This window comes from Streptomyces sp. NPDC005017 (assembly GCF_042873115.1).
Classification (GTDB): Bacteria; Actinomycetota; Actinomycetes; order Streptomycetales; family Streptomycetaceae; genus Streptomyces.
In genome coordinates, this window is sequence record NZ_JBIALD010000009.1 from 184,680 (window position 1) to 208,382 (window position 23,703).

Below are 23,703 nucleotides of genomic sequence, written 5' to 3' on the forward strand. Positions count from 1 at the left end.
TACGATGCGGTGCTCGGCGAGGCGGGCTAGGACCGCGTGGTTGGCCTCCCGGCCGTCGGGGCTGTGTCGTCGGGCCGCCTGCGGCGGTGTGCCGGACTCCGTTCGGCGGGCGGGTGGGCCGGTCGGTGCTGGTCAGGGGTGCCAGGTGATGCGGTGTTCGGCGAGGCGGGCGAGGACCGCGTGGTTGGCCTCCCAGCCGTCGGGGAACTTCACCACCGTGCCCAACTGGACCGGTTCCGTGGACGGGTAGTCGTCCAGGAGGTCGGTCACGCCCGCCCGGCAGACCACGATGCAGGCGTGGCGGTGGCGGGAGGCCAGGACACACAGGCGGCCCGTCTCCAGGTGGAAGGCGGTGGCGTCGGGGCGGCCGGACAGGGGGTGCAGGACGACCGTGACGTCGAACTCCCGGCCCTGGAGACGGTTGGCCGTGTCGACCGTGACGTCCGCCGCGCCGAGGCCCGCGAGGGCGGCGCGGACCGCCGCCGCCTGGTCGCGATGGGCGGTGCCGACGGCGATCCGGTCGGCGGTGAGCGGGGCCGGGTCCTCGGAGCGCTCCGAGATCGCCGCGCCACCCCGGTCCAGCAGGCGCCGCACCACCGCCGCGACCGCCCGGACCGCCTCCGGGTCCGTGCGCGGGGTGTGCCGCGCGGGCAGCTCCAGCAGACCCCAGCCGGACTCCGCCGCCTCGTCGATCACCCGGTCGGGGCCCGAGCCGTCCGAGGGCACCGCGAAGGCGAGCCGCCGGTCCTCGTGGCCCGTGCCGCTGCGGAACGGGGTGTACGGGTAGAACGCGTCCGACACCAGCGGCGCGGCCGAGGCCGGCAGCCGCCAGGACACCGGCAGCCGGTGCTGCGGCAGGCCCGGGTTGTGCGCGAGCAGCGTCGAGACCGCCGACGACGACGGGTCGTACGACAGCCCGGCCCACTGTTCGCCGCCGACGATCGAGAACGGGTCCAGCTGGCCCGGGTCGCCCACGAACAGCGCCCGCTCGAACAGCCCGGCCACCGCCAGCAGCCCGTCCGAGCGCATCTGGTACGCCTCGTCGACGATCGCGTGCCGCCACGGCTCGTCGACCTTCACATGCGCCCACTTCGCCGCCGTGGAGATCACCACGGGCAGGCCCGCCAGCTCGGCCGCCTTCGCCGACTTCCGTACGTTCGGCAGGTCGTCCAGCGCCTTGTCGTACGGGTCGGCGTCGCTGCTGTGCAGCCGGCCGACGGCCAGCTCCGGGCTCTTCTCGGCCAGCCGTACCACCAGGTCGTCGACCTGGGCGTTGGTCTGCGCGACCACCATCAGGGGGCGGCCGGCGTCGGCGAGCTCCAGCGCCGCGCGGACCACCAGGGTGGACTTGCCGGCGCCCGGCGGGGAGTCCACGACGACGCCGCGGTCCGTGCCGTGCAGCGTGTCGCGCAGGATCGCCTCGGTGGCCCGGCCCGCCTCGGCGCCCGGGTCGAAAACGGTCCGTGTGCTCACAGCACGTCCTCCTCGGTCACGGCGTCGGCGGTCTCCGGCACGGCGGCCCCCTCGCCCGGCGGTCCGCCGTGCGTCCACGGCGTGTTCTCCGGGTCGGGCAGCTTCGCGCCGCCGCGCTGGTCGTGCTCGAACGCCGTGAAACAGAGCGCGTCGCCCTTCTCCGGCACCGAACCGGCCTCCGGCTCCTTGCCGCGGCCCATCTTGTCCAGGACGCGCAGCACGACCAGGGCTCCCTCGTCCTCGAAGCCGACGAGCTCCGCGGTCTGCGGTCTGCCGTCCAGCGAGCGGTACACCCGGGCCCGCTCGGCCAGCTGCGGGCGGTCCTCGGTGCGGACCACGACCAGCGGGCGCGGGCTCGGGCGCCTGCCCTCGGAGTACGCCATGACGACGTCGACGACCTCCCCGGCGAAGGCCTCCCCGGCCAGTCGCCGTCCCGCCATCACCAGCTCGTCGTCGAGCGCCTCCTGCGCCTCGAGGCGGGCCTGCTCGCGCTCGCGCGCGCCCAGCTTGTTCGCCGCCGTCACCGCGTCGTCGCGGCGCGGCTGCGGGGGCTCGCCCGAGCGGACACGGTCGCGGTGCCCGGTGAACGACCAGCGGTCGCGGGTCCAGCGCTCCTGCGCGTGCGCCGCCTCGGGCAGCGTCCGCAGCAGGTCCAGGCCCTGCCAGACGGCGTCCCAGGTGGGGCGGGTGCGGCTGAGGACCAGATCGCGGACGTGCCGCTCCGCCGCGCTGAGCTCGGCGAGCCGGGCGTCGGCCTGGAGGCCGTCCTCGGCGGCGGCGAGCGCCGAGCGGGCCTTGTCGTAGCGCTCCAAGGCGGGGGCGAGCAGCTTGTTGTCGAAGGCCGGGTCGGTGGCCGGGCCGGCCGGCGGGCACTCCAGCTGGCCCTGCTCGTCGCGGGCGAGCTCCGCCCGCAGCGCCGCCTCCGCGCCGCTCGCTCCCCGGGGTGGGTCGATCCAGGCGAGCAGGGCGCCTAGGTGCTGGTCCTCCAGGGTGGACTGGCCGGTCGCCCAGTGCCGGCCGAGCACCTCGGTCAGGGCCAGCAGCAGCGAGGACCCGGGCACCCTGGCCCGCTCCCCGAAGTGGGTCAGCCAGCGTCCCAGCAGCGGCACCCGCGTAGGTGCCGGGTAAGGCGTCTCCGGGTCCTGCTCGGCCGTGCGCCGAAAGCGCGTCGAGCGGCCCAGCAGCCGGACGTACTCGACGCCCGCCCGGCCCGGCACGATCAGCTGCGGCGCGTCCGCGCACAGCTCGACCTCGACCTTCACCCGCTTGCCGGTCTCCGGGTCGGTCTCGGCGCGCTCGGCGGCCTCCACGTCGTCGGCGTACGACTCGACGTACGGCAGCACGACGTCCGCCAGGTCGGCGAGGAACGCGGAGCGCAGGTCACGGTCGCGCGGCTGCGGGACCACCAGCAGCCGCGGCGCGTCGCGCTCGGTGCCGACCAGCGCGCCCAGCGGGGCGCCCGCCTCACCGGCCGTGGTGAGCGGCACGAACACCAGCGGGCGCGGCGAGAGGTGCCGGTGCCGGACGGTGGCCAGCGGCTGGGCGACCCCGCGGTCGACGGCCTCCAGACGGGCGAGGGTGGCGATCAGCGACATACGGCGGCCTCCGTCCTGCCCAGCGCCTGCGCGCGCAGCCGGGCCGCCCTTCTCAGGGCCGCCACCGCCGGGTCGTCCGGGTCGCCGGTCTCGCCCCGGGCGGCGGCCAGCACCTCGGTGACGGTGGTCAGGGCGCCCAGCTCGGCACGCACCGAGCGGCCCAGCGAGGTCACCGCGTCGTCGGCACGGGCGCGGGCCCGGCAGTGGAAGGCCAGTTCGCAGGCGGACAGGCACTCGGGGGCGTAGGCGGCCGGGATCGCGTCGACGGCCTCCGTCAGCTGCTCGGCGGGCAGCTCGGGGGAGAGGCAGAGCCCCTCGGGCAGGGCGTCGGCGATCTCGTCGAGGCGGGTGAGCCGGGCCAGCTGGCGGCGGGTGACGGCCCGCTGCCTGCGGACGTCGACCGCCGAGGCGGTGGGCTGGTTGGAGAAGTCCTTGGGGCACACCAGCAGCACGTGGTGGCGCACGCGCGGGCTGGTCTCAAGGCGCGCGGCGACCTCCTCGAGCGCCAGCACGTACACGGCGGCCTGGCGGGCGGCGGCGCCCACCTTCGCCGGGTCCGCCGAACCGTCCAGCATCGGGAAGGACTTGATCTCCACGACCGACCAGGAGCCGTCGGGGTGCACCACGACCGCGTCCGGCTCCAGGAAGGCGGGCGAACCGGCGACGTCCAGCGCGAGCATCGGGTGGTCGAGCAGGGTCCAGGTGCCGGGCGCCCCGGCGGCCTCGCGCAAGGCCAGTGCCGTGCGCGCGGTGCGCCCCTCGGGGCCGGCGGCCGTCAGGTCGGGCACGGCCGCGTCCTGCGGCGGTTCGGAGCCGGGGGCGAGGACGCGGTGCGCCAGGCGCAGCAGTTCGGCGCCGCCGTCGGCCTTGACCTTCGCCTCGAAGGCGTTGCCCCTGGTGAGGGCGAACTGGGACTGCCCGAAGGCCGAGGGGGAGCCCAGCGCGCTCGCCAGCGTGGCCTTGTGCACGCCCGCGCCGTCGAGGATGGCGCGCCGTCTGCATCCCGGGTTGGCGGCCAGGGCGGCGAGGGCACGCGCGTCCAGCGCGCGGGCCGCCACCTCGGGTCCGCGCAGCTCAGCGAGCCGCTGCCGGAGCCCCGTCGTCCGCGTCGGAGGGGGAGGAGTCCGGTCCGGCTGCCGCGGGAAAGGCGGACTCGCGCTGCCGTGGAATTCGCTCACCCGGGGAAGTCTGGCATCCGCCACTGACAATCGGGGCCTCTGTGTCCCCGGAGGCCGGTGCGGAGGGCTCGGAACCGGAGACGCCGCGCCGGAAGATCCGGTCCGCGGCCCGCATCACCAGCGGGGTCAGCAGCAGTCCGACGCCCATCACGGCCGCGCCCGCGACCGCGTCGAGGAAGTAGTGGTTCGCGGTGCCCATCACCACGATCGTGGTCACCGTCGGGTAGACGACCGCGGCGGTCTTCGCGAGACGGTTGCCGCCCAGGCGCCACAGCATCACACCGCACCACAGCGCCCAGCCCACGTGCAGGCTGGGCATCGCCGCGAACTGGTTCGTCAGACCGCCCAGGCCGCGCGGCGCGCTCGCCTCGCCGCCCCACCAGCCGTAGGAGCTGTACTGCGCCATGGTGTCCACGAACCCGTGCGCCGCGTCGAGCAGCCGGGGCGGGCAGGTCGGCATCAGCGTGAAGCCGATCAGACCGAGGAACGTCGAGGTCATCAGCCAGGTGCGGGCCGCCCGGTAGTGCAGGGCCCGCGAGCGGAACACCCACACCAGCAGCACCGGCGTCACCAGGTAGTGCAGCGAGGCGTACCAGAAGTCCGCGGGGACCCCGAGCCAGGCCTCGCTCGTGAACAGCCGGTTCAGCGGATGCTCGGCGTTGAGGTGGAGGACCTTCTCGACGCGCAGGATCGCCAGGCCGTGGTCCACGGCCGTGGAGGCGTCGCCCCGGGCCAGCAGCCGGCCCGCCGAGTAGCAGGCGTACACCAGCAGGATCAGCGGCAGCTCGGACCACCAGCGCGGTCGGAGCTGCCGGACCGCCTGAGCACGCACTATCTCGGACTGCGGCATCCGATCGTCCTCCCCCTGTGTCGCTCGGCGCCGTTGGCCGGTCGTGCCACCTTACGTGTGAGCCGCGCCCGCGCGGTCCCCCGGCCCTGTAGACGCAAGCCCGGCCCTCCGGGTTGCCCGTGCGGACCGCCTGCGCACAGGGTGCGGGATGATGGTGGGGTTCCGCCTGTGGTTTCTCCCGAAAGGCCTCTCATGGCACCGCGCATCCTGCTGGCCCGGCACGGACAGACCGCGTGGTCGCTGTCCGGCAAGCACACCGGCCGCACGGACGTGCCCCTGCTGGAGGAGGGCCGGCGCGGCGCGAAGCTGCTCGGCGAGCGGCTGCTGCGGGCTCCTTACGACGGACTGCCCGGCGTCGAGGTGCGCACCAGCCCGCTCGTACGCGCGCGCGAGACGTGCGAACTCGCCGGGTTCGGGGGCCGAGCGACCACCTGGGACACCCTGATGGAGTTCCACTACGGCGCCTACGAGGGCATGACCCCGGACCAGATACAGGCGATCCGTCCGGGCTGGCTGATCTGGCGCGACGGGGTCCCGGACGGCGAGAGCCTCGCCGAGGTGAGTGCCCGCGCCGACGAGGTCGTCGCCTGGGCGCGCGCCGCCGACCGGGACGTCCTCGTCTTCGCCCACGGGCACATACTGCGCTCGATCGGCGCGCGCTGGCTGGGCCTGCCGATCGACTTCGCCGCCCGTATCCGCCTCAACCCGACGTCGCTGTCGGTGCTGGGCTGGGCCTACGGCGAACCGGCCATCGAGGCCTGGAACGACCTGGGGCACCTGGCCCGGGCCTGACGGGGCTGCCGTCACCCGACGCGCGGTGTGGAGGCGTGCTTCTCCAGGAACTGCGAGACCCCCGACGCCCGCCGGTGCGGGAGCAGCACGCGCGCGGTGCCCGCCAGCATCGTCTGGACGCGGGAGGACTGGACCTCGCCGAGCAGGTCCAGGACGCGCAGGCCGGCGGCCGCGGCCTCGTCCGGACGGCCCCCGCGCGCGAGGTCGTCGGCGAGTTCGGCCGTGCAGAGGGCGATGTTCCGGGTGAAGTGCGGGTCCTGGAGGTGGGCGGCCCTGGCCGCGTGCCGGGCCGCGCGCGGCCAGTCGCCGAGGGCCGACCAGCACTGGGCCTCCAGCAGCGCCAGTTCGGCCGCACCGTAGAAGCTCATCCACTCGGGGTCGGCGTCCGAGGGGCCCCGCTCGAAGAGGGCGTGCGCGCGGGCGAGGGCCTGTTCGCAGCCGGTGCGGTCGGCGAGCCCGGCCCAGCCGCCCGCCTCGCGCAGCGCCAGCAGGGACATCAGCCGGTCGGAGCCCAGCGGCCGGGCGATGCGCTGGGCGGCCTGGGCGGCGCGCACCGCTTCGCGCGGGCGGCCCGCGTCCCGGGCGAGGAACGCCGTGTTGCAGAACGCGTGGGCCTCCAGGGCGGCGTCCCCGGCCATCCGCGCGGTGGCGAGGGCCTCGGCGTAGTGCGAGCGGGCGTCGTCGAAACGGCCCGAGTCGTGGGCCAGCCAGCCCACCGAGATGGCCAGTTCGCCCGCGCCGGAGTGGAGCCGGTCGGCGGTCGTCCGGCGGGTCGTACCGGCGTCCAGCAGGGCGTAGGCGGCGCGCAGCGGGGCGGCCGCGCGGCGGTAGAGGCCGTCGGCGCCGTGCCGGTCGTCGAGCAGCCGGATCCTGCGGACGGCCTCCTCCAGGGCGCCGGCCTCGCCCGCGCCGACCCGGCGGCCGGGCAGCGGCGCGGCGCCGGCGTCGAGGGTGAGCCCGAAGGGGACCAGCGAGGCGGCGGCCATCGTGGCGCCCCCGCCGGTCATGAATGCGCGACGCAGCACGTCGCTCTCCTCGTAGTTGTCGTGCTTCTCGTAGGGGTCCTGCGTGTCATACGGATCGTGCGCCCCACGAGTCTCACTGGTGGCATATGCGGGGCTCGCCAGACGGGTGTGCTCGTCCGGGCCAGGAGCACCGCGCGAGCCGCGGCCGCGGACCGCCGAGCGGGGCGAGAAGCCCAGGTCGGTGAGCGTGCGGCCCGGGAACATGTGCAGGAACACCCGTTCGTACGCGTAGTTGGGGCAGCGGATCTCGCCCGCCTCCACGCGGCCGATGTAACGCGCGTCACAGCTGACCTGCTCGCCGATCTCGCGGGCGGCCCGTCGTACCTCCGCGGCGAACTCGGCCGGGGAGCGGGCGCCGCGCAGCCGGCGGAAGGCGGGGTTCGGCCGGGGCGGCCGTTGGGGCTGGGACGAGGTCGCCTCGGACGACGTCATGGCCGGGTCCTCTCGTACGAACCGTCGAACCATGCCGAATCCCGGACCACTTGACCGATTTGTCGGTGGGGTGCCCTGTTTCCGGCGGGCAAGAACGTACCTGTTGGGACAAGGCCGCCATGCGATGTTTGGCTACAAACCGGATATCTCATCCATGATCTGCCATGAACTGCCATCCTTTGCGGCGTACTTCCGCCGTAGCCGTTGACAAGGCGCCGCGTTGAACCCGGTGGGCCGGGAGCAGCCCGACTCCCGACCCGCACGAACGAGGAGGTTCGTAGTGGACGCCGGGACGCACACCAACGCTTCGATGTCGGGGTCGCCGTCCGCCTGGGACCTGGTGACGGTTCCCGCGCGGCAGGGGCTGGAGGCGGTCGACATTCTGCGCCGGGGGTCCTGTGAGGGGGTCGGGCCCGTGCTGCACGACGACGGTCGCGGCACGCTCGGCTTCGTGGTTCCGCCGGGGACGGCCGCGGGGTGGGACATGCCGGGCAGTGTCTGTACCGAGACGGACGGGCGGGGGCTGAGCCTTGTCGCGCCCGAGCCGCCCGTCGAGGGAGCCGACTGGCTGCTGCCGCCGGGGGAGGCGGAGGTCGTGACGGATCCCGGGGTGTTGCGGGCGGCGCTGGGGGAGGCGGCGCGGTTGATCAGGGCGGCGGACAGTTGTTTTTGAGGGGGGTATGGGGGTGCCTTTGCGTGGGGGTGCGTGTGCCTGTGCGGGGCGGTGGTGGTCTTTTGCGCAGTTCCCCGCGCCCCTGAGGGGTGAGTGCGGGTGCGTTGGGGGGTTTGCGCAGTTCCCCGCGCTCCTTGGGGTGGCTGTGGTGCGGGTGGGGGGTGGGTGCGGGAGCGTTGGGGTTTTCGCGCAGTTCCCCGCGCCCCTATGAGGTGAGTACGGGATCGTTGTGGATTTGCGCAGTTCCCCGCGCCCCTCGGAAGCTGGGTGGGTTTGCGCAGTTCCCGTGTCCCTCAGAAGGTGGGTGCAGGGGTGGGCGTCGTTGCCCGCGTTCCTCAGAAGGCGGGTGTCAGGGGGGCTGCGTCGTTCCCCGCGCCCCCTGTGCCGTGAACCCTGGGGCGCGCTGATCGGGGTGGGGGCTGGGAGAATGGGGGGATGGGAAAGTCCAGGAGCGCTCGGCGGGTGCGGGAGGAGGCCGAGCCCGTTGTCGAGGCTGTCGACGGCGGGCTCGCGGAGCTGATACCCGACCGGGACCGGGCACGGGCCTGGACGCTGCTGATCGACGGGGCGCCGCAGTCCCACGTCGACCTCGACGACCCCGCCCATCTGTCCTTCGAGTACCAGCGGCGGCTCGGCCACGTCGTCGACCTCGTCGCGCCGCCCGGCCGGCCCGTACACGCCGTGCACCTCGGCGGCGGCGCCTTCACCCTGGCCCGCTATGTCGCCGCGACCCGGCCCCGGTCCACCCAGCAGGTCGTCGAGTTCGACGCAGCCCTCGTGCAACTGGTCCGCCGAGAGCTGCCGTTGGAGTCGAACGCCCGGGTCAGGGTGCGCTCCGCCGACGCCCGCGAGGGCCTGGCCAAGGTGCCGGACGGCTGGGCCGATCTGATCGTGGCGGACGTCTTCAGCGGGGCCCGTACCCCGGCGCATCTGACCTCGACCGAGTTCCTCGACGACGTACGCCGTGCGCTGAGGCCGGGCGGGCTGTACGCCGCCAACCTCGCCGACGGTCCGCCGCTCACGCATCTGCGCGGCCAGATCGCCACCGCCGCCGCCCGGTTCGCGGAACTGGCGCTGATCGCCGATCCTGCCGTGCTGCGCGGCCGCCGCTTCGGCAACGCCGTCCTGGTCGCCGCCGACCAGCCGCTGCCGCTGGCCGAACTGACCCGCCGCACCGCCTCCGACCCGCACCCGGGCCGGGTCGAACACGGGCGGCCGCTCACCGACTTCGCGGGCGGTGCCGTACCGGTCACGGACGCCGCGGCGGTGGCCTCGCCAGCGCCGCCGCCCTCGGTGTTCCGCTGAGCGTCCGCCCGGCTCAGTACTCGCCGACCTCGACCCGCGGGGGCCCGTCGTGCCAGGTGCAGAACACCGACACCCGGTCCGCCCCGGAGCTGAACTCCACCCGGATCCACGACTCCGTCTTCCACACCTGCATCGACCAGCCCGTCTCCGGGGTCGCCGTGACCAGCGTCGCGTAGGACCCGCGCAGGTCGAACACCGCCCGGCCGCCCTCGGTGGCATAGCTCCTGACCTGGCCGGAGGTCGTGGGGGAGGGGGCGGCGCCGGGTCCTGACGCGGTGGCGGACGGATCGGCGGCGGAAGGCGTGGCGGACGGCGCCGACGGTCTGTCCGAAGGGGAGGGCGACGCACTGGGCGACGCCTCGGGGCGGTGCGTGCTCGCGGAGGTGGCCAGCGGCTTCGACTCCTGCGTGGTCGCCTCCGCCGTCACCGGCAGCGCCCGCGGCGGGTCGTACGCCGTGCTGTCCAGCACCGTGCGCACACCCCACAGCGACAGCGTGACCGCGGCGCCCGTGGCGAGCGACCAGGCCAGTGCGTGTACGAGTCCCCTGCGCATCGCGCCATAGTGCCTCACCCGTCCCACGGGTGTCGCCCACTCGTCCACAGTGCCGGGGTTGTCCACAGGGCCTCTTGCGGCTCGGCCGCATGGCGTACGGTGCGGCGCATGGCAAGTGTGCTCGTGGTCGAGGACGACCAGTTCGTCCGCTCGGCGCTCATCCGGCATCTCACCGACGCGGCCCACACGGTGCGCAGCGTCGGCACCGCGCTGGAGGCGCTGCGCGAGGTCGCCCATCACCGCTTCGACGTGGTCATCCTCGACCTCGGCCTGCCCGACCTCGACGGGTCCGAGGCCCTGAAGATGCTGCGCGGGATCACCGACGTCCCGGTGATCATCGCCACCGCGCGGGACGACGAGTCGGAGGTCGTCCGGCTGCTCAACGCGGGCGCGGACGACTATCTGACCAAGCCGTTCTCCGTCGACCACCTGTCGGCCCGGATCGCCGCCGTGCTGCGCCGCTCCCGGGCCGGGGCGGGCGAGGCGGCGCCCTCACCGGTGCTGCGGGTGGGCGGGCTGACCCTGGACCCGCTGCGCCGCCAGGCCGAGCTCGACGGTGTGCGACTCGACCTCACCCGCCGTGAGTTCGATCTGCTCGCCTTCCTCGCCGGCCGCCCCGGCGTCGTCGTCCCGCGCCGAGAACTGCTCGCCGAGGTCTGGCAGCAGTCCTACGGCGACGACCAGACCATCGACGTCCATCTGTCCTGGCTGCGCCGGAAACTGGGCGAGACGGCGGCCAGTCCCCGCTATCTGCACACCCTGCGCGGCGTCGGTGTGAAGCTCGAACCGCCGGGGGCCGTGCGATGAGGTGGGCACTGGTCAAGGTCTCGCTCGCGGTCACCGCCATGGTGGTGGTCGCCTTCGCCGTGCCGCTCGGCCTGGTCATCCGGGAGATCGCGCGCGACCGGGCGTTCTCGGGCGCCGAGCGGGACGCGGCGGAGATCGCCCCCGCCCTGTCCATCACCACCGACCGCGACCAGCTGGAGCGGTTCGTCGCCTCGGCCGGGTCCGACGCCGCCGCCACCGCGCTGCACATACCCGAGGGCGGGGGTGCCCCGGCCGTCGAGATCGGGCGCCGGCGGGCCGCCGCCGAGGACATCGCGGCGACCCGGAAGATGGGCCGCGCCTCCACCGCGCAGGCACCCGGCGGCTCGGTCCTGCTCCAGCCGGTCGCGCTCGGCACGGGCCAGATAGCCGTGGTCGAGGTGTACGTCCCCGACGCCGCCGTCGACAGGGGCGTCGGCACCGCCTGGGCCGTGCTCGCCGGGGTCGGACTCGCCCTGATCGTGGGCTCGGTGGCGGTCGCCGACCGGCTCGGGGTGCGCATGGTGCAGCCCGCCCAGCGGCTGGTGGAGGGCGCCCGCGAACTGGGCGAGGGCAAGCTGGGCGCACGGGTGCCGGAGGAGGGGCCGACCGAACTGCGGCTGGCCGCGGTCGCGTTCAACTCGATGGCCGACCAGGTGGTGCAACTCCTCGCCAACGAGCGGGAGCTGGCCGCCGACCTCTCCCACCGGCTGCGCACCCCGCTGACCGTGCTGCGGCTGAACGCCGCCTCGCTCGGCGACGGACCCGCCGCCGAGCAGACCCGGGCCGCGGTCGAGCAGCTGGAGCGCGAGGTGGACACCATCATCCGCACGGCCCGGGAGGCCAAGCCGCAGACCACCGCGGCGGGCCCGGGGGCGGGCTGCGACGCGGCCGAAGTGGTGCGCGAGCGCATGGAGTTCTGGTCGGCGCTGGCCGAGGACGAGGGCCGCAAGTGGCGCGTCGCCGGGGTGGACCGGCCGGTGCGCATCCCCGTGGCCCGCGCCGACCTGGCCGCCGCCCTCGACGCCCTGCTCGGCAACGTCTTCCGGCACACCCCGGAGGGCACCGCCTTCGCCGTCGACGTGCACAACGGCGAGGACGCGGTGATCGTCCTGGTCTCCGACGCGGGCCCCGGCATACCCGACCCCGTGACCGCGATGGCCCGCGGCCGCGGCTCCGGCAGCGACGGCTCGACCGGGCTGGGCCTGGACATCGTGCGGCGCCTCGCGGAGGCCACCGGCGGGGACGTGCGGATCGGCTCGTCGGTGCTCGGCGGCACCGAGGTGCGGCTCTGGATCCAGCTCGACGGGCGCGCCGGAGCCCCGCCCCGGCGCGGTCACCGCGGGACCGTGAGACGCCGTCGGCCGGGCCGACTGGTCTCGACCTTTAACCGCCCCCGATCCCTTCCTTAAGCCCGCCATAAGAACGTCAACGCCCGTCCGGATCGGGCGCATTGCCCGATTCCGGATCGCTAGCGTGCTGCCGCACCCCCACCCCACCGGGACCCCGCCGAGGGCCCCGACGCACCGCCCCAGAGCAGAAGGCAGGCACGCGATGAGCACGCACCGGCGCAGGATCGGCGGCAGGACCAAGGCGATAGGCGGGCTGGTCGCCGCGGCCGTGGCGGGCGGCGGGGCGTTCCTGTTCACCGGCACCGCCCAGGCCGCCGGTGTCGGCGCCGCGTACACCAGGACCAGCGACTGGTCGACCGGCTACACCGCGCAGTACGTCGTCACCAACGACAGCGGCGCCCGCAAGACCGACTGGAAGCTGGAGTTCGACCTCCCGGCCGGCAGCAAACTCGGCTCGCTGTGGAACGCGGAGTCGAGCGTCGCCGGACAGCACGTCACCGCCACACCGCCGAAGTGGGACACCGACGGACTGGCCGCCGGGGAGTCCGTCACCGTCGGCTTCGTCGTCAACGGCACCGCCGACCCCACCGGCTGTCGCGTCGACGGCGCCCCCTGTTCCGCGGACGGCGGCGCCACCCCCGAGCCCACCGGCCGCCCGACCCAGTCGCCGACCCCCACCGCGACCCCGACGCAGTCCGCGACCCCCACCCCGACGGCCACCGCCACGCCGACCCCCACCCCGACGCCGACCCCCTCCGGCAGCACCGGCACCGGCACCCCGGCGGGCGCGGGCTTCGCCCCCTACGTCGACACCAGCCTCTACCCGGCCTTCGACCTGGTGGCGAGCGCCCAGGCGACCGGTGTGAAGCAGTACAACCTCGCCTTCGTCACCGACGGCGGCGGCTGCACCCCGAAGTGGGGCGGCGTCACCGACCTGGCGAGCGACGCCGTGGCGGCACAGATCAGCGCGCTGCGCGCCAAGGGCGGCGACGTCCGGGTCTCCTTCGGCGGCGCGGCTGGCCGTGAGCTCGCCACCGCCTGCACCTCGGCCGACGCCCTCGCCGCGGCCTACACCAAGGTCGTCGACGCCTACCGGCTGACCAAGGTCGACTTCGACGTCGAGGGCGGCGCGCTGCCCGACACCGCGGCCAACACCCGCCGCGCCCAGGCCATCGCCACGCTCCAGAAGAAGAACCCCGGCCTGGACGTCTCCTTCACCCTCCCGGTCATGCCCGAGGGCCTCACCCAGGACGGTGTCAGCCTCCTCGCCGACGCCAGGGCGAACGGCGTGAAGATCAGCGCCGTGAACATCATGGCCATGGACTACGGCCCCGCCTACAGCGGCGACATGGGCACCTACGCCGAGCAGGCGGCCACCGCCACCCAGGCCCAGATCAAGGGCGTCCTCGGCCTCAGCGACAGCGCCGCCTGGAAGGCCGTCGCCGTCACGCCGATGATCGGCGTCAACGACGTCGTCACCGAGATCTTCAAGGTCGACGACGCCGCCCAGCTGGTGAACTTCGCCAAGTCCAAGGGCCTCGGCTGGCTGTCCATGTGGTCGTCCGGCCGCGACCAGCAGTGCCCCGGCGGCACCAAGAACTCCGCCGACGCCACGTGCAGCTCGATCCTCCAGGACAAGTTCGCCTTCACCAAGGCCTTCGCGGCCTACAACTGACGCTCTCCGGCGCCGCCTTCTGGCCCGCCGGAGAGCCGGCCGTCGGACGAGCCCGCCACTGAGCGCCCTCGTCCGACGGCCCACCACAGGCCCACCAGGAAAACGGGGAACGCGCCCCGGCCGGTCTTCCCCCCCATCCGGCCGGGGCGCGTGGGCGTGCCCGCTCGTCAGACCTCGTCCACCGTCGGCAGCACCCCGCTGCGAGCCGCCCGCCCGTACCAGTACGCGCTCGACTTCGGCGTACGGGCCAGCGTCGCGTAGTCCACGTAGACGGCGCCGAAGCGCTTCTCGTAGCCGTAGGACCACTCGAAGTTGTCCATCAGGGACCACAGGTAGTAGCCGCGCACGTCGGCGCCGTCCGTGATGGCCCGGCGCACGGCGGCCAGGTGGCCGTGCAGATAGGCGATGCGGTCGGGGTCGTGGACCCGGCCGTCGGGGTCGGGCTTGTCGTCGTAGGCCGCGCCGTTCTCGGTGATGTACAGCGGGACGCCGGGCGCCTCGCGGGAGAAACGCATGATCAGGTCGTGCAGACCGGTCGGGTCGATGGTCCAGCCCATCTCCGTGCGCTCGCCCGGCGTCTGGTGGAACGCCACGTCCTCCGAACCCGGCCAGGGCGAGCTCTCGCTCACGCCGTGGCCGTCGGCGCGCGGGCCGCGGGGGGCGTGCGCGGCGTCGGAGACGAGCGCCGGGGTGTAGTAGTTGATGCCCAGCGCGTCCAGCGGCTGGTGCGCGGTGCGCAGGTCGCCGTCCTGGACGAAGGACCAGTCGGTGACGGACGAGGTCGCCGACAGCAGCGTCTCGGGGTAGGCGCCGTGCAGCATCGGGCCGTGGAAGACACCGTTGGCCAGGTCGTCGATCCGCTGCGCCGCGGCGAGGTCGGCCGGGTCCTGGGAGAGCGGGCGCACCACCGCGGAGTTGAGGCTGACCGCGAGCTGGTTGCGGGCCGGCATCACCGAACGCAGCGCGGTGGCGCCCAGCCCGTGCGCCAGGTTGAGGTGGTGCGCGGCGCGCAGCGCGGCCGCCCCGTCGGTACGGCCGGGCGCGTGCACCCCGGAGCCGTAGCCCAGGAACGCCGTGCACCACGGCTCGTTGAGGGTGATCCACTGCTCCACCCGGTCGCCGAGGGCCTCGCCGACGATCTGGGCGTACTCGGCGAACCGGTAGGCCGTGTCGCGCACCGGCCAGCCGCCCGCGTCCTCCAGCTCCTGCGGCAGGTCCCAGTGGTAGAGGGTGAGGGCGGGCTTGATGCCCTTCTCCAGCAGCTCGTCGACCAGCGCGCGGTAGAAGTCCAGGCCGACCTGGACGGCGGGGCCCCGGCCGGTGGGCTGCACCCGGGACCAGGAGACGGAGAAGCGGTAGGAGTTCAGGCCCAGGTCGGCCATGAGCGCCACGTCGTCACGGAAGCGGTGGTAGTGGTCGACAGCGATGTCACCGGTGTCGCCGCCGGCCGTCTTGCCGGGCGTATGGCTGAAGGTGTCCCAGATCGAGGGCGTGCGGCCGTCCTCCCGTACCGCCCCTTCGATCTGGTACGCGGATGTGGCCGCGCCCCAGACGAAGGCGGGAGGAAAGGTCACCGGGGTCGCCGGCTCAACGGGCTCGGACATGGAAGCGCTCCCATCGGTGGTCGTGGAGACCTGTGGAGGAGAAGAGGAGAGATACGGAACGAGGGCGGAGGGCCGTGGGCCGGGGCGACGGTGGCCCGTCCCGAGGAGAGGCCCGGGGGTCCTGCCCCCGTCGGGCCGGGGCGTCAGGTGCCCCGGCCCCGACGGGGCGGGGGCGGCGGGGCCGGGCGGGGACCAGGGCGGTCAGGGCCCCGGCCCCCGTGCGCCGCGGGCGGGCTCAGCCCTTCACCGCGCCCTGCATGATGCCCCCCACGATCTGCTTGCCGAAGATCGCGAAGACCAGCAGCAGCGGCAGCGTGCCGAGCAGCGCGCCGGCCATGATGAGGGACTGGTCGGGGGTGTAGCCCCGGCCCAGGCCCGCCACCGCGACCTGGACGGTCGGGTTGCCGGTCTGGGTGAGCACCAGGAACGGCCACAGGAAGTCGTTCCAGGTCTGGACGAACATCAGCATGCCCAGCACGGCCATCGCGGGCCGCGCCGTCGGGAACACCACGTGCCACACCACGCGCCAGCTGCTCGCGCCGTCCACCCGGGCGGCCTCGATGATCTCGTCCGGCAGCGCCTGGATCAGGTACTGCCGCATGAAGAACACACCGAACGCGCTGACGATCGAGGGCAGGATCACCGCCTGCAGCTGGTCGGTCCAGTCCAGCTTGGCGACCATCATGTACAGCGGGATCACGCTGAGCTGCGGCGGCACCATCATCGTGCCGATCACGATCAGCATCAGCGCGTTGCGGCCCTTGAACCGCAGCTTGGCGAAGGCGAACCCGGCGATCGTCGACAGGAACACGATGGTCGCGGCGGAGATCCCGGCCACCAGCGTGGTGTTGAGGAACGCCTCGCCCAGGTTGGCGTCGGTCCAGGCCAGTTCGAGGTTGTCGAAGAGGTTGGAGCCGAACCAGAACGGCGGCGGGGTCTGCGCCAGCCGCTGGTTGTCCCGCGAGGCGGCGATCGCCGTCCACACCAGCGGGAACAGCGAGACGAGGGTGAACAGGGCGAGGATCACGTACGCGACGGGCCCGGCGTGCAGGGTGCCGCCCGCCCGGGCCGCCCGGGGCCCGCGCACCTTCTTCCGGGGCGGTCCCTCGGACGGCGGTGTGGGCGTCGGAGTCAGTGTCGTCGTCACGGCCGGTCTCCTAACTACTGGCGCGCAGCCGGCGCGAGATGACGTAGTTGACGATCCCGATCACGATGAGGATCAGGAACATCGTCCAGGCGATGGCGGAGGCACGGCCCAGATGCTGGTTCACCCAGCCCTGCTCGTACAGGTACAGGCCGAGCGTCTGGAACTGGTGCTGACTGCCGCCCGAGGCGCCCTTGTTGGCGTCGAACAGCAGCGGCTCGCCGAACAGCTGCGAGGCGCCGATCGTCGACACCACGACCGTGAACAGGATCGTCGGCCGCAGCGAGGGCAGGGTGACGTGCAGGAACTGCTTCCAGCGGCTGGCCCCGTCCAGGGCGGCCGACTCGTAGAGGTCCTGCGGGATGGCCTGCATCGCCGCCAGGTAGATCAGCGCGTTGTAGCCGGTCCACCGCCAGATGACGATCGTGGACACCGCGATCTGCGAGGGCCACTTGTCGTTCTGCCAGTCGACGGCGTCGATGCCGACGGTCCCCAGCGCCCAGTTGATCATGCCGTAGTCACGGCCGAACAGCAGCACGAACACCAGCGAAGCGGCGGCGATCGAGGTGGCGTAGGGGGCGAGCATCGCGACCCGGTAGAAGGTCGAAGCGCGCAGCTTGTAGTTCAGGATGTGGGCGATGCCCAGGGCGATCAGCAGCTGCGGGACCGTGGAGATGATCCCGATGGTGAGGGTGTTGCGCGCCGCGTTCCAGAAGAAGTCGTCGTCGAAGATGCGCGTGTAGTTGCGCATCCCCACCCAGTTCATGTCCGTCGGCGCGGTCAGCTCCACCTGGTGCAGCGAGGCCCAGCCGGTGTACACCAGCGGGAACAGGCCGAAGGCCAGGAAGAGCAGGAAGAACGGCGAGACGAAGGCGTACGGGCTGAGGCGTACGTCCCGCTGCCAGCGGCGGGACAGCCGGGCCCTGCGGCGCGACTCGTGCTCGTCCTCCTGGGCGGTGCGCGGCAGGCCCGGGGCCGCGCCCCCCTCCTTGGCGGGGGACGCGGCGGCGGTGTCGTGCCCGGTGCTCATACGGGTCACTGGTCCAGGTTGTTGTCGATGGTCTTCACGGCCGTCTCCCAGGCCTCCTTCGGCGACTTGCCCTGGGCGACCAGGATCACGCCGTTGTCGGTGAGGCCCTGCTGGATGATCTGGTCCTTCGGGCCGATCACCTGGACCGGGCTGTTCTTGGCGGCCTCGGCGAAGATCGTGCCGATCGGCGCGTCACCGGTCATGTCGTTCTTCGCGCCGGTGACCTCGGCGGAGGTGTACGCGCCCGGGGTGCTCGGGAAGCTGCCCTGCACCGCGAACAGCTTGGACTGCTGGGCCGGGGCGGTCAGCCAGGCGGCGAGCTTGGCGGCCTCCTCGGTGTTCTTGCCGGCCTTGGGCACGGCCAGGAAGGAGCCGCCCCAGTTGCCGGACTTCGGCGCCTGGGCCACGTCCCACTTGCCGGCCGACTCGGGCTTGGACTTGCCCTTGATGTAGCCGAGCATCCACGGCGGGCAGGACATCGCGGCGAACTTGCTGTTGGCGATCGTCGTGTCCCAGGCGGGCTGGAACTGGGTCTGGTTGCCCACCAGTCCGTCCTCGGCGGCCGCCGCGGTCAGGTCGAAGGCAGCCTTGACCGCGGGGTTCTCCTTGTAGACGACCTTCCCGGAGGCGTCGTAGAACCGCTCGGTCTCACTGCTGAGGATCGCGTTGATCAGTCCGCCGGGCGAGTCCATGAAGGTCGTGCCCTTGGGCGCCTTCTTCTTGTACGTGCGGCCGGTCTCGACGAACTTCTGCCAGTCACCCGCCCAGAGCTTCGCGACCTCCTCGCGGTCGGTGGGCAGACCGGCCGCCTTGAACAGGTCGGTGCGGTAGCAGATGGCCATCGGGCCGACGTCCGTACCGAGCCCGACCGTCTGCCCGTCGGCGGTGGTCGCCTGCTTCCACTTCCATTCCAGGTAGTCCGCCTGCTTGCCGTACTTCGACAGGTCGAGCAACTTGGACGACTGGGTGCCGACGACCTCGGCGATGTTGCCGACCTCGACGCCCTGGATGTCCATCAGGCCGCTGTTGGTGGTGAGGTGATTGACGAGTGCGGGGTAGTAGTTCTCGTTCCGCTCGACCACGTTCTCCTTGATCACGATGTTCGGGTTGAGCTTCATGTACTCGTCGTACAGACCGGCCTCCTTGAAGCCGAACGTGCCGAAGAGTCCCAGGGTGATCGTGGTCTTGCCCTTGCCGCCGCCGGAGTTCGGGGAGTCCGAACCGCCGCCGTCGCCGTCGTCGGCACAGCCTGCCAGCAGGCCGGCGCCCAGCGCCGCGACAGCTGCGAGGGCCACCGTCCTGCGGCGGGTACCGATACGTGCACGCATTGCGTCCTCCTGTTGCCCTGACGTGCCGACCCCCCGGCCTGAAAGTGTTGCTAGGGCCCGTTGTTGCTTTGACTGCGGCTCGGGCGGGGAACGTGCGGGATGTGTATGAGCCAGGTACTGTGGGAGCGCTCCCATCGGTGATGTGTTGAAGGTTCGTGGCTACGGGCGAGGGTGTCAAGACAGTGGGCGGGGTCAGATGCGTTCGGTTATCGGGACGTTAACTGGAGCCGGTGCGCGGCACCGGCGCCCGGACGGTGACGGGAAGCCGGCCGTACGGTGACGGCGGCGGGGCCGCGGCGCTCGTGGAACGGCCGGTCCCGCCCGGCCACGGGCCTCCTCACGGAACCGCGACCGGAACGAAACACTCGCCTCGGCGAGGGTATGGGATTCCGGCTCCGGGCAGGTGAAAGAGATGCCTGGCCGGGCTGTCCGGACCCCGAAGCGGAATCCGGGGCGACCGTGGTGTCCGGTGAGGCTGTTAGATTCCAGGCCGACGTGATGTTTCGGGAGGGCGGATCCCATGGCAAGCCACGGAGCACGAGGCCGCAGTGGCGGCAGGCCGACCCTCGAAGAGGTCGCCGCGCGGGCCGGCGTGGGCCGGGGCACGGTCTCCCGGGTGATCAACGGTTCGCCCCGGGTCAGTGACGCGACCCGCGCGGTGGTGGAGGCGGCGGTCGCCGAGCTGGGTTACGTCCCGAACACGGCGGCCCGCGCGCTGGCCGCCAACCGCACCGACGCGATCGCCCTCGTGGTGCCCGAACCCGAGACCCGGTTCTTCTCCGAGCCCTACTTCTCGGACATGCTGAAGGGCGTCGGCCAGGCGCTCTCCGACACCGAGATGCAGCTGCTGCTGATCTTCGCGGGCAGCGACCGGGAGCGGCGCCGGCTCGCCCAGTACCTGGCCGCGCACCGGGTGGACGGCGTACTGCTGGTCTCCGTGCACGCCGACGACCCGCTGCCGGACCTGCTGGCCCAGCTGGAGATCCCGGCCGTGATCAGCGGCCCGCGGTCCGCGGCGGAGACCCTGACCTCGGTGGACTCCGACAACTACGGCGGGGCCCGCTCGGCGGTGGAGCACCTCATATCCCGGGGCCGTGGCCGGATCGCGCACATCACCGGCCGGCTCGACGTCTACGGCGCCCAGCGGCGTACCGACGGCTACCGGGACGCGCTGAGCGACGCGGGCCGCGAGGTGGACGAACGGCTCGTGGAGGCCGGGGACTTCACCGAGGAGGGCGGGGTGCGGGCGATGACGGCCCTGCTGGCGCGCTGCCCCGACCTGGACGCGGTGTTCGCCGCCTCGGACGTGACCGCGGCCGGTGCCCGCCAGGCCCTGCGTTCCGCGGGCCTGCGCATCCCGGAGGACGTGGCGCTCGTCGGCTACGACGACTCGGCCATCGCCCGGCACATGGAACCGCCGCTGACCAGCGTCCGCCAGCCCATCGAGGAGATGGGCCGCCACATGATCGACCTGCTGCTCGCCGAGATCGCGGACCGCCGTCCGGCGGCCTCGCGGGGGCTGGAGCGGCGGCAGGTGGAGCTGCCGACGGAGCTGGTGGCGCGGACGTCGTCCTGAGCGCGGGCGCCGGGACCGGAACGCGGTGTTCCCCGGGGCGACGGGCCCGGGGGCCGTCGTGTCCGCAGCTGCCCGGGGACCCTTCGCCCACCGGGTGGCGCGCTGCCCGGAAACGCATCAGGCGGTGACCCTCGTGAGAGGATCACCGCCTGACGCATCAGGGTGAGTGACGGGACTCGAACCCGCGGCCACCTGGACCACAACCAGGTGCTCTACCAACTGAGCTACACCCACCATGACCGGTTCTTGGATCAGTTGCCTCCCTGACCGGCCGAGAAAAAGTGTACAGGGTCCGAAGGGGTGCTCGCGCACGGCTTTTCGCCCAGGGCGCTTCTGGTGGATCTCCGTGGGAGAAGGAGCGGCGTTCGGTGCGGGCGATCGGCGTGCGGTGCGGAGGGTCATGTGGCGGAGCCACCTGTCCCTTCGCACCGTGCGGCTGGGGGTACCTCCCACGCCCTTGAGGCGGTGGGGGAGTGCGTGCCGGGCGTCGCGACGCCGCGGAGATCCGTCAGAGACGCCCCAGGCCCACAAGGGGCCCGGCGGCGGCCGTCAGTGGGCGGGCAGCACGTGCTTGGCGGCGATGGCCTTGGCGGTGTCCGAGTCCGGGCCGGGCTGCGGGACGAAGACGGCCTCGCGGTAGTAGCGCAGCTCGGCGATCGACTCGCGGATGTCGGCGAGGGCGCGGTGGTTGCCGTTCTTCTCCGGGCTGTTGAAGTACGCCCGCGGGTACCAGCGGCGCGCCAGCTCCTTGACGGAGGAGACGTCGACGATCCGGTAGTGGAGGTAGGCCTCCAGCGTCGCCATGTCGCGCAGCAGGAAGCCGCGGTCGGTGCCGACGGAGTTGCCGCACAGCGGAGCCTTGCCCGGCTCCTTCACGTGCTCCTTCACATACGCCAGGACCTGCTCCTCGGCGTCCTTCAGCGTCGTGCCGTTCGGCAGCTCGGCGAGCAGGCCCGACGCGGTGTGCATCTGGCGCACCACCTCCGGCATCTGCTCCAGTGCGGAGTCCGGCGGACGGATGACGATGTCCACGCCCTCCCCGAGCACGTTCAGCTCAGAGTCCGTGACGAGGGCGGCCACCTCGATGAGCGCGTCGTCCGACAGCGAGAGGCCGGTCATCTCACAGTCGATCCACACCATGCGGTCGTTCATGCGTCTCACCTTACGGGGCCCGGGGTGGGGTGAGGAGTGCCCGTGAGCCGTGACGCGGGCGGGACGCGGGTGCCGCGAGCGCACCGCCCCGGTGCCCCGGCCGGGAGGGCCGGGGCACCGGGGCGGCGGTGCCGTACCGGGTGGATCACATTCCGGTGCGCTGGCCGGGCAGCGTCGCCAGTGGCAGCGCTCCCGCGGCGGTGCGGCGGGCCTGCATCGGGACGGGGGCGTCCGGGTGCAGGATGTGCGGCGGCGCGGACGGGGCCAGCAGCTGGCCCGGGCCCATCGGAGCGCCTGCCGTCGCCGGGCTCGGCACGCTCTCACCGGAGTCCACGCGCTCGCTCTGCGGCCGGCGCGCCCGGTAGGCCGCCCGGTACGCCGCCGGGGACGAGCCGAGCTGGCGGCGGAAGTGGCCGCGCAGAGCCACCGGCGAGCGGAAGCCGCAGCGCCCCGCGACCTCGTCGACCGAGTAGTCCGACGTCTCCAGCAGGCGTTGTGCCTGGAGCACCCGCTGGGTGATCAGCCACTGCAGCGGGGCGGACCCCGTCAGCGAGCGGAAACGGCGGTCGAACGTACGACGGCTCATGTACGCGCGTGCCGCCAGGGTCTCCACGTCGAACTGCTCGTGGAGGTGTTCCAGCGCCCAGGCGACGACCTCGGCGAGCGGGTCGGCGCCGATCTCCTCCGGTAAAGACCGATCGAGATAGCGCTCCTGGCCGCCCGACCGGCGCGGTGGCACGACCAGCCGGCGGGCCAGCGCGCCCGCCGCCTCGTTGCCGTGGTCCGTCCGCACGATGTGGAGACAGAGATCGATCCCGGCCGCCGTGCCCGCCGACGTCAGCACGTCGCCGTCGTCGACGAACAGTTCTCTGGGATCGACGTGCACCGACGGATAGCGCTTGGCCAGCGTCGGTGCGTACATCCAGTGTGTGGTCGCGGGCCGGCCGTCCAGCAGACCTGCGGCCGCGAGCACGAAGGCCCCGGTGCACAGTCCGACGATGCGGGCTCCCTCTTCGTGCGCCCGGCGCAATGCGTCGAGCGCCTCCGCCGGTGGCGGGGAGGTGATCGAACGCCAGGCCGGCACGACGACCGTGCCCGCCCGTGAGATCGCCTCCAGGCCGTGTGGCGCGGTGAGTTCCAGGCCCCCTGTGGTCCGCAGCGGGCCGTCCTCGCCGCCGCACACCAGTAGGCGGTAGCGCGGCACGCCGGCGTCCTGGCGGTCAATCCCGAACACCGACAGCGGAATGGAACTCTCGAAGATGGGGCCGCCGCTGAACAGCAGCACCGCGACGATCTCCTTGCGGCGTCGCCCGGAAAGCTTCCGGGCCGCGGCTTCCGGCGCGGCAGTGGAGTCGTGGCTCATACTGCTAAGCCCCCCTTGGTGGTCGCGGCTCCTCGGTTGTGTCGCTCCTGCACGTTTCCCCTCGGTCCTGCACGAGTCCCCCGCCGTAAGACAAGATCGAATTTACTGCGTCACGCCGTGCCACGGTGACCACTCTCGGCACACCGCCCATTGTCGACTTGGCAACTTGGCGTAAAGCATTCGATCACGAAGGGTTGCACTCGCGGGCCGCGCAGGGAAGTGCGCCTGCCGCCAGTGGCCGATCCCCGTAGGGTGCGCGAGGGGTCCGCGGCCCTTTCCGTGCAGGTCGAACGGGGGGTAGGGGGTGTTCGGGCGGGGGGTGGGGCGGGTTTGAGAAGTTGGCTGAAAACCGGTGGGCAGGGGTATCAAAACCGGTCAGTCGGCCGGTGAAATCCCGCCCGTGCGGCGACCTGCCCGATGTGACACGGTGCCACCGCGCGAATGCCGAGCGTGCCCGGCCGGACGGGCGTCGTCGGCCGGCCCGCACGGGGGTGGCACCGTGCGCCGCACCGCGCAGCGCTCGGAGCGGCGCAGCAGCACCCGGCACACCGCCGTGACCGCCGCGAGGCCGAGCGCGGAGCCGGCGGCTCCCGCGAGCGAGGTGCCGTACCCGACGAGGACCACCGGGACGAGGACGCAACTGAACGCCGCCCAGCGGACCACGTCGGTCGAGGACTCGCGGGCCGCGCCGGGCGGGGACGGATGAGGTGGGGGCATGGCGTTCTCCCTGTGCAGTCGGTCACCGGGGTCAACGCCTGTTCGACCGGTCGGTCACTCCCGGTGCCGCCGCCCGTGGGGC

General features: G+C 73.1%; 20 protein-coding genes and 1 tRNA gene. 7 read left to right on the forward strand and 14 right to left on the reverse strand.

The features are described from left to right. Positions 1–132: 132 nt before the first annotated feature. From ACFYR0_RS16415 to ACFYR0_RS16430, 4 genes are read right to left on the reverse strand one after another with little or no spacing between them, the layout of a single operon-like run. Positions 133–1,473, reverse strand: a complete 1,341-nt coding sequence (locus ACFYR0_RS16415) for an AAA family ATPase (RefSeq protein WP_389327496.1) — start codon at positions 1,471–1,473, stop codon at positions 133–135. Beyond that, complete coding sequence (locus ACFYR0_RS16420; protein ID WP_389327499.1) at positions 1,470–3,068, reverse strand: hypothetical protein; 1,599 nt, start codon at positions 3,066–3,068, stop codon at positions 1,470–1,472. Before ACFYR0_RS16420 ends, ACFYR0_RS16415 begins: the two co-directional genes overlap by 4 nt. Continuing rightward, the gene (locus tag ACFYR0_RS16425; protein WP_389327502.1) at positions 3,059–4,246 is read right to left on the reverse strand and encodes a hypothetical protein; all 1,188 of its coding nucleotides are present in this window, start codon (positions 4,244–4,246) and stop codon (positions 3,059–3,061) included. The genes ACFYR0_RS16420 and ACFYR0_RS16425 overlap by 10 nt, the downstream gene beginning before the upstream one ends. Beyond that, a complete protein-coding gene (locus ACFYR0_RS16430; protein ID WP_389327505.1) occupies positions 4,143–5,096 on the reverse strand; it encodes a phosphatase PAP2 family protein in 954 nt (317 codons plus the stop codon). The genes ACFYR0_RS16425 and ACFYR0_RS16430 overlap by 104 nt, the downstream gene beginning before the upstream one ends. Positions 5,097–5,288: 192 nt before the next feature. Here ACFYR0_RS16430 and ACFYR0_RS16435 point away from each other — a divergent pair, with 192 nt between their 5' ends. Then, positions 5,289–5,888, forward strand: a complete 600-nt coding sequence (locus tag ACFYR0_RS16435; RefSeq protein WP_389327507.1) for a histidine phosphatase family protein — start codon at positions 5,289–5,291, stop codon at positions 5,886–5,888. 11 nt (positions 5,889–5,899) lie between these two features. On the opposite strand, the gene ACFYR0_RS16440 is transcribed toward ACFYR0_RS16435, so the two are convergent. Then, complete coding sequence (locus tag ACFYR0_RS16440; RefSeq protein ID WP_389327510.1) at positions 5,900–7,345, reverse strand: hypothetical protein; 1,446 nt, start codon at positions 7,343–7,345, stop codon at positions 5,900–5,902. A gap of 310 nt (positions 7,346–7,655) precedes the next feature. Here ACFYR0_RS16440 and ACFYR0_RS16445 point away from each other — a divergent pair, with 310 nt between their 5' ends. Continuing rightward, positions 7,656–8,018 (forward strand): hypothetical protein, encoded by a 363-nt coding sequence (locus tag ACFYR0_RS16445; protein ID WP_389327753.1) that lies wholly within the window; start codon positions 7,656–7,658, stop codon positions 8,016–8,018. A gap of 435 nt (positions 8,019–8,453) precedes the next feature. Further along, a complete protein-coding gene (locus ACFYR0_RS16450; RefSeq protein WP_389327513.1) occupies positions 8,454–9,323 on the forward strand; it encodes a spermidine synthase in 870 nt (289 codons plus the stop codon). A 13-nt stretch (positions 9,324–9,336) separates the two neighbouring features. On the opposite strand, the gene ACFYR0_RS16455 is transcribed toward ACFYR0_RS16450, so the two are convergent. Then, the gene (locus ACFYR0_RS16455) at positions 9,337–9,876 is read right to left on the reverse strand and encodes a hypothetical protein (protein WP_389327516.1); all 540 of its coding nucleotides are present in this window, start codon (positions 9,874–9,876) and stop codon (positions 9,337–9,339) included. Positions 9,877–9,984: 108 nt separating this feature from the next. Between ACFYR0_RS16455 and ACFYR0_RS16460 the strand changes: the two genes are divergently transcribed. From ACFYR0_RS16460 to ACFYR0_RS16470, 3 genes are all read left to right on the forward strand, one after another. After that, on the forward strand, positions 9,985–10,683 hold the full coding sequence (locus ACFYR0_RS16460; RefSeq protein WP_389327519.1) for a response regulator transcription factor: 699 nt from the start codon (positions 9,985–9,987) through the stop codon (positions 10,681–10,683). After that, positions 10,680–12,092 carry a sensor histidine kinase gene (locus ACFYR0_RS16465; protein WP_389327522.1) on the forward strand — a complete coding sequence of 471 codons (1,413 nt, stop codon included), beginning with the start codon at positions 10,680–10,682 and terminating at the stop codon, positions 12,090–12,092. The genes ACFYR0_RS16460 and ACFYR0_RS16465 overlap by 4 nt, the downstream gene beginning before the upstream one ends. 142 nt (positions 12,093–12,234) lie before the next feature. Further along, on the forward strand, positions 12,235–13,707 hold the full coding sequence (locus ACFYR0_RS16470; RefSeq protein WP_389327525.1) for a cellulose binding domain-containing protein: 1,473 nt from the start codon (positions 12,235–12,237) through the stop codon (positions 13,705–13,707). A 167-nt stretch (positions 13,708–13,874) separates the two neighbouring features. Here ACFYR0_RS16470 and ACFYR0_RS16475 read toward each other — a convergent pair whose 3' ends face one another. The 4 genes from ACFYR0_RS16475 to ACFYR0_RS16490 form a co-directional block, all read right to left on the reverse strand. Continuing rightward, on the reverse strand, positions 13,875–15,311 hold the full coding sequence (locus ACFYR0_RS16475) for a GH1 family beta-glucosidase (RefSeq protein ID WP_389327528.1): 1,437 nt from the start codon (positions 15,309–15,311) through the stop codon (positions 13,875–13,877). Between the two features lie 235 nt (positions 15,312–15,546). Then, entirely contained in the window at positions 15,547–16,458 is a 912-nt protein-coding gene (locus ACFYR0_RS16480; RefSeq protein ID WP_389327531.1) for a carbohydrate ABC transporter permease, read from the reverse strand. A 10-nt stretch (positions 16,459–16,468) separates the two neighbouring features. Further along, a complete protein-coding gene (locus ACFYR0_RS16485; RefSeq protein WP_386383047.1) occupies positions 16,469–17,485 on the reverse strand; it encodes a carbohydrate ABC transporter permease in 1,017 nt (338 codons plus the stop codon). A gap of 5 nt (positions 17,486–17,490) precedes the next feature. Further along, entirely contained in the window at positions 17,491–18,813 is a 1,323-nt protein-coding gene (locus tag ACFYR0_RS16490) for an extracellular solute-binding protein (protein ID WP_389327534.1), read from the reverse strand. Between the two features lie 520 nt (positions 18,814–19,333). On the opposite strand from ACFYR0_RS16490, the gene ACFYR0_RS16495 reads away from it, so the two are divergent. Beyond that, positions 19,334–20,389: a LacI family DNA-binding transcriptional regulator gene (locus ACFYR0_RS16495; RefSeq protein WP_389327537.1), complete on the forward strand. Its 1,056-nt coding sequence runs from the start codon at positions 19,334–19,336 to the stop codon at positions 20,387–20,389. Positions 20,390–20,550: 161 nt separating this feature from the next. On the opposite strand, the gene ACFYR0_RS16500 is transcribed toward ACFYR0_RS16495, so the two are convergent. From ACFYR0_RS16500 to ACFYR0_RS16515, 4 genes are all read right to left on the reverse strand, one after another. Beyond that, positions 20,551–20,623: transfer RNA gene (locus ACFYR0_RS16500), tRNA-His, on the reverse strand. Between the two features lie 315 nt (positions 20,624–20,938). Beyond that, positions 20,939–21,541: an oligoribonuclease gene (orn, locus tag ACFYR0_RS16505; protein ID WP_389327540.1), complete on the reverse strand. Its 603-nt coding sequence runs from the start codon at positions 21,539–21,541 to the stop codon at positions 20,939–20,941. Positions 21,542–21,686: 145 nt separating this feature from the next. Then, on the reverse strand, positions 21,687–22,904 hold the full coding sequence (locus tag ACFYR0_RS16510; protein WP_389327543.1) for a helix-turn-helix domain-containing protein: 1,218 nt from the start codon (positions 22,902–22,904) through the stop codon (positions 21,687–21,689). A 375-nt stretch (positions 22,905–23,279) separates the two neighbouring features. Continuing rightward, positions 23,280–23,621, reverse strand: coding sequence for a hypothetical protein (locus ACFYR0_RS16515; protein ID WP_389327546.1), 342 nt, complete (start codon positions 23,619–23,621; stop codon positions 23,280–23,282). Between the last annotated feature and the right edge of the window lie 82 nt (positions 23,622–23,703).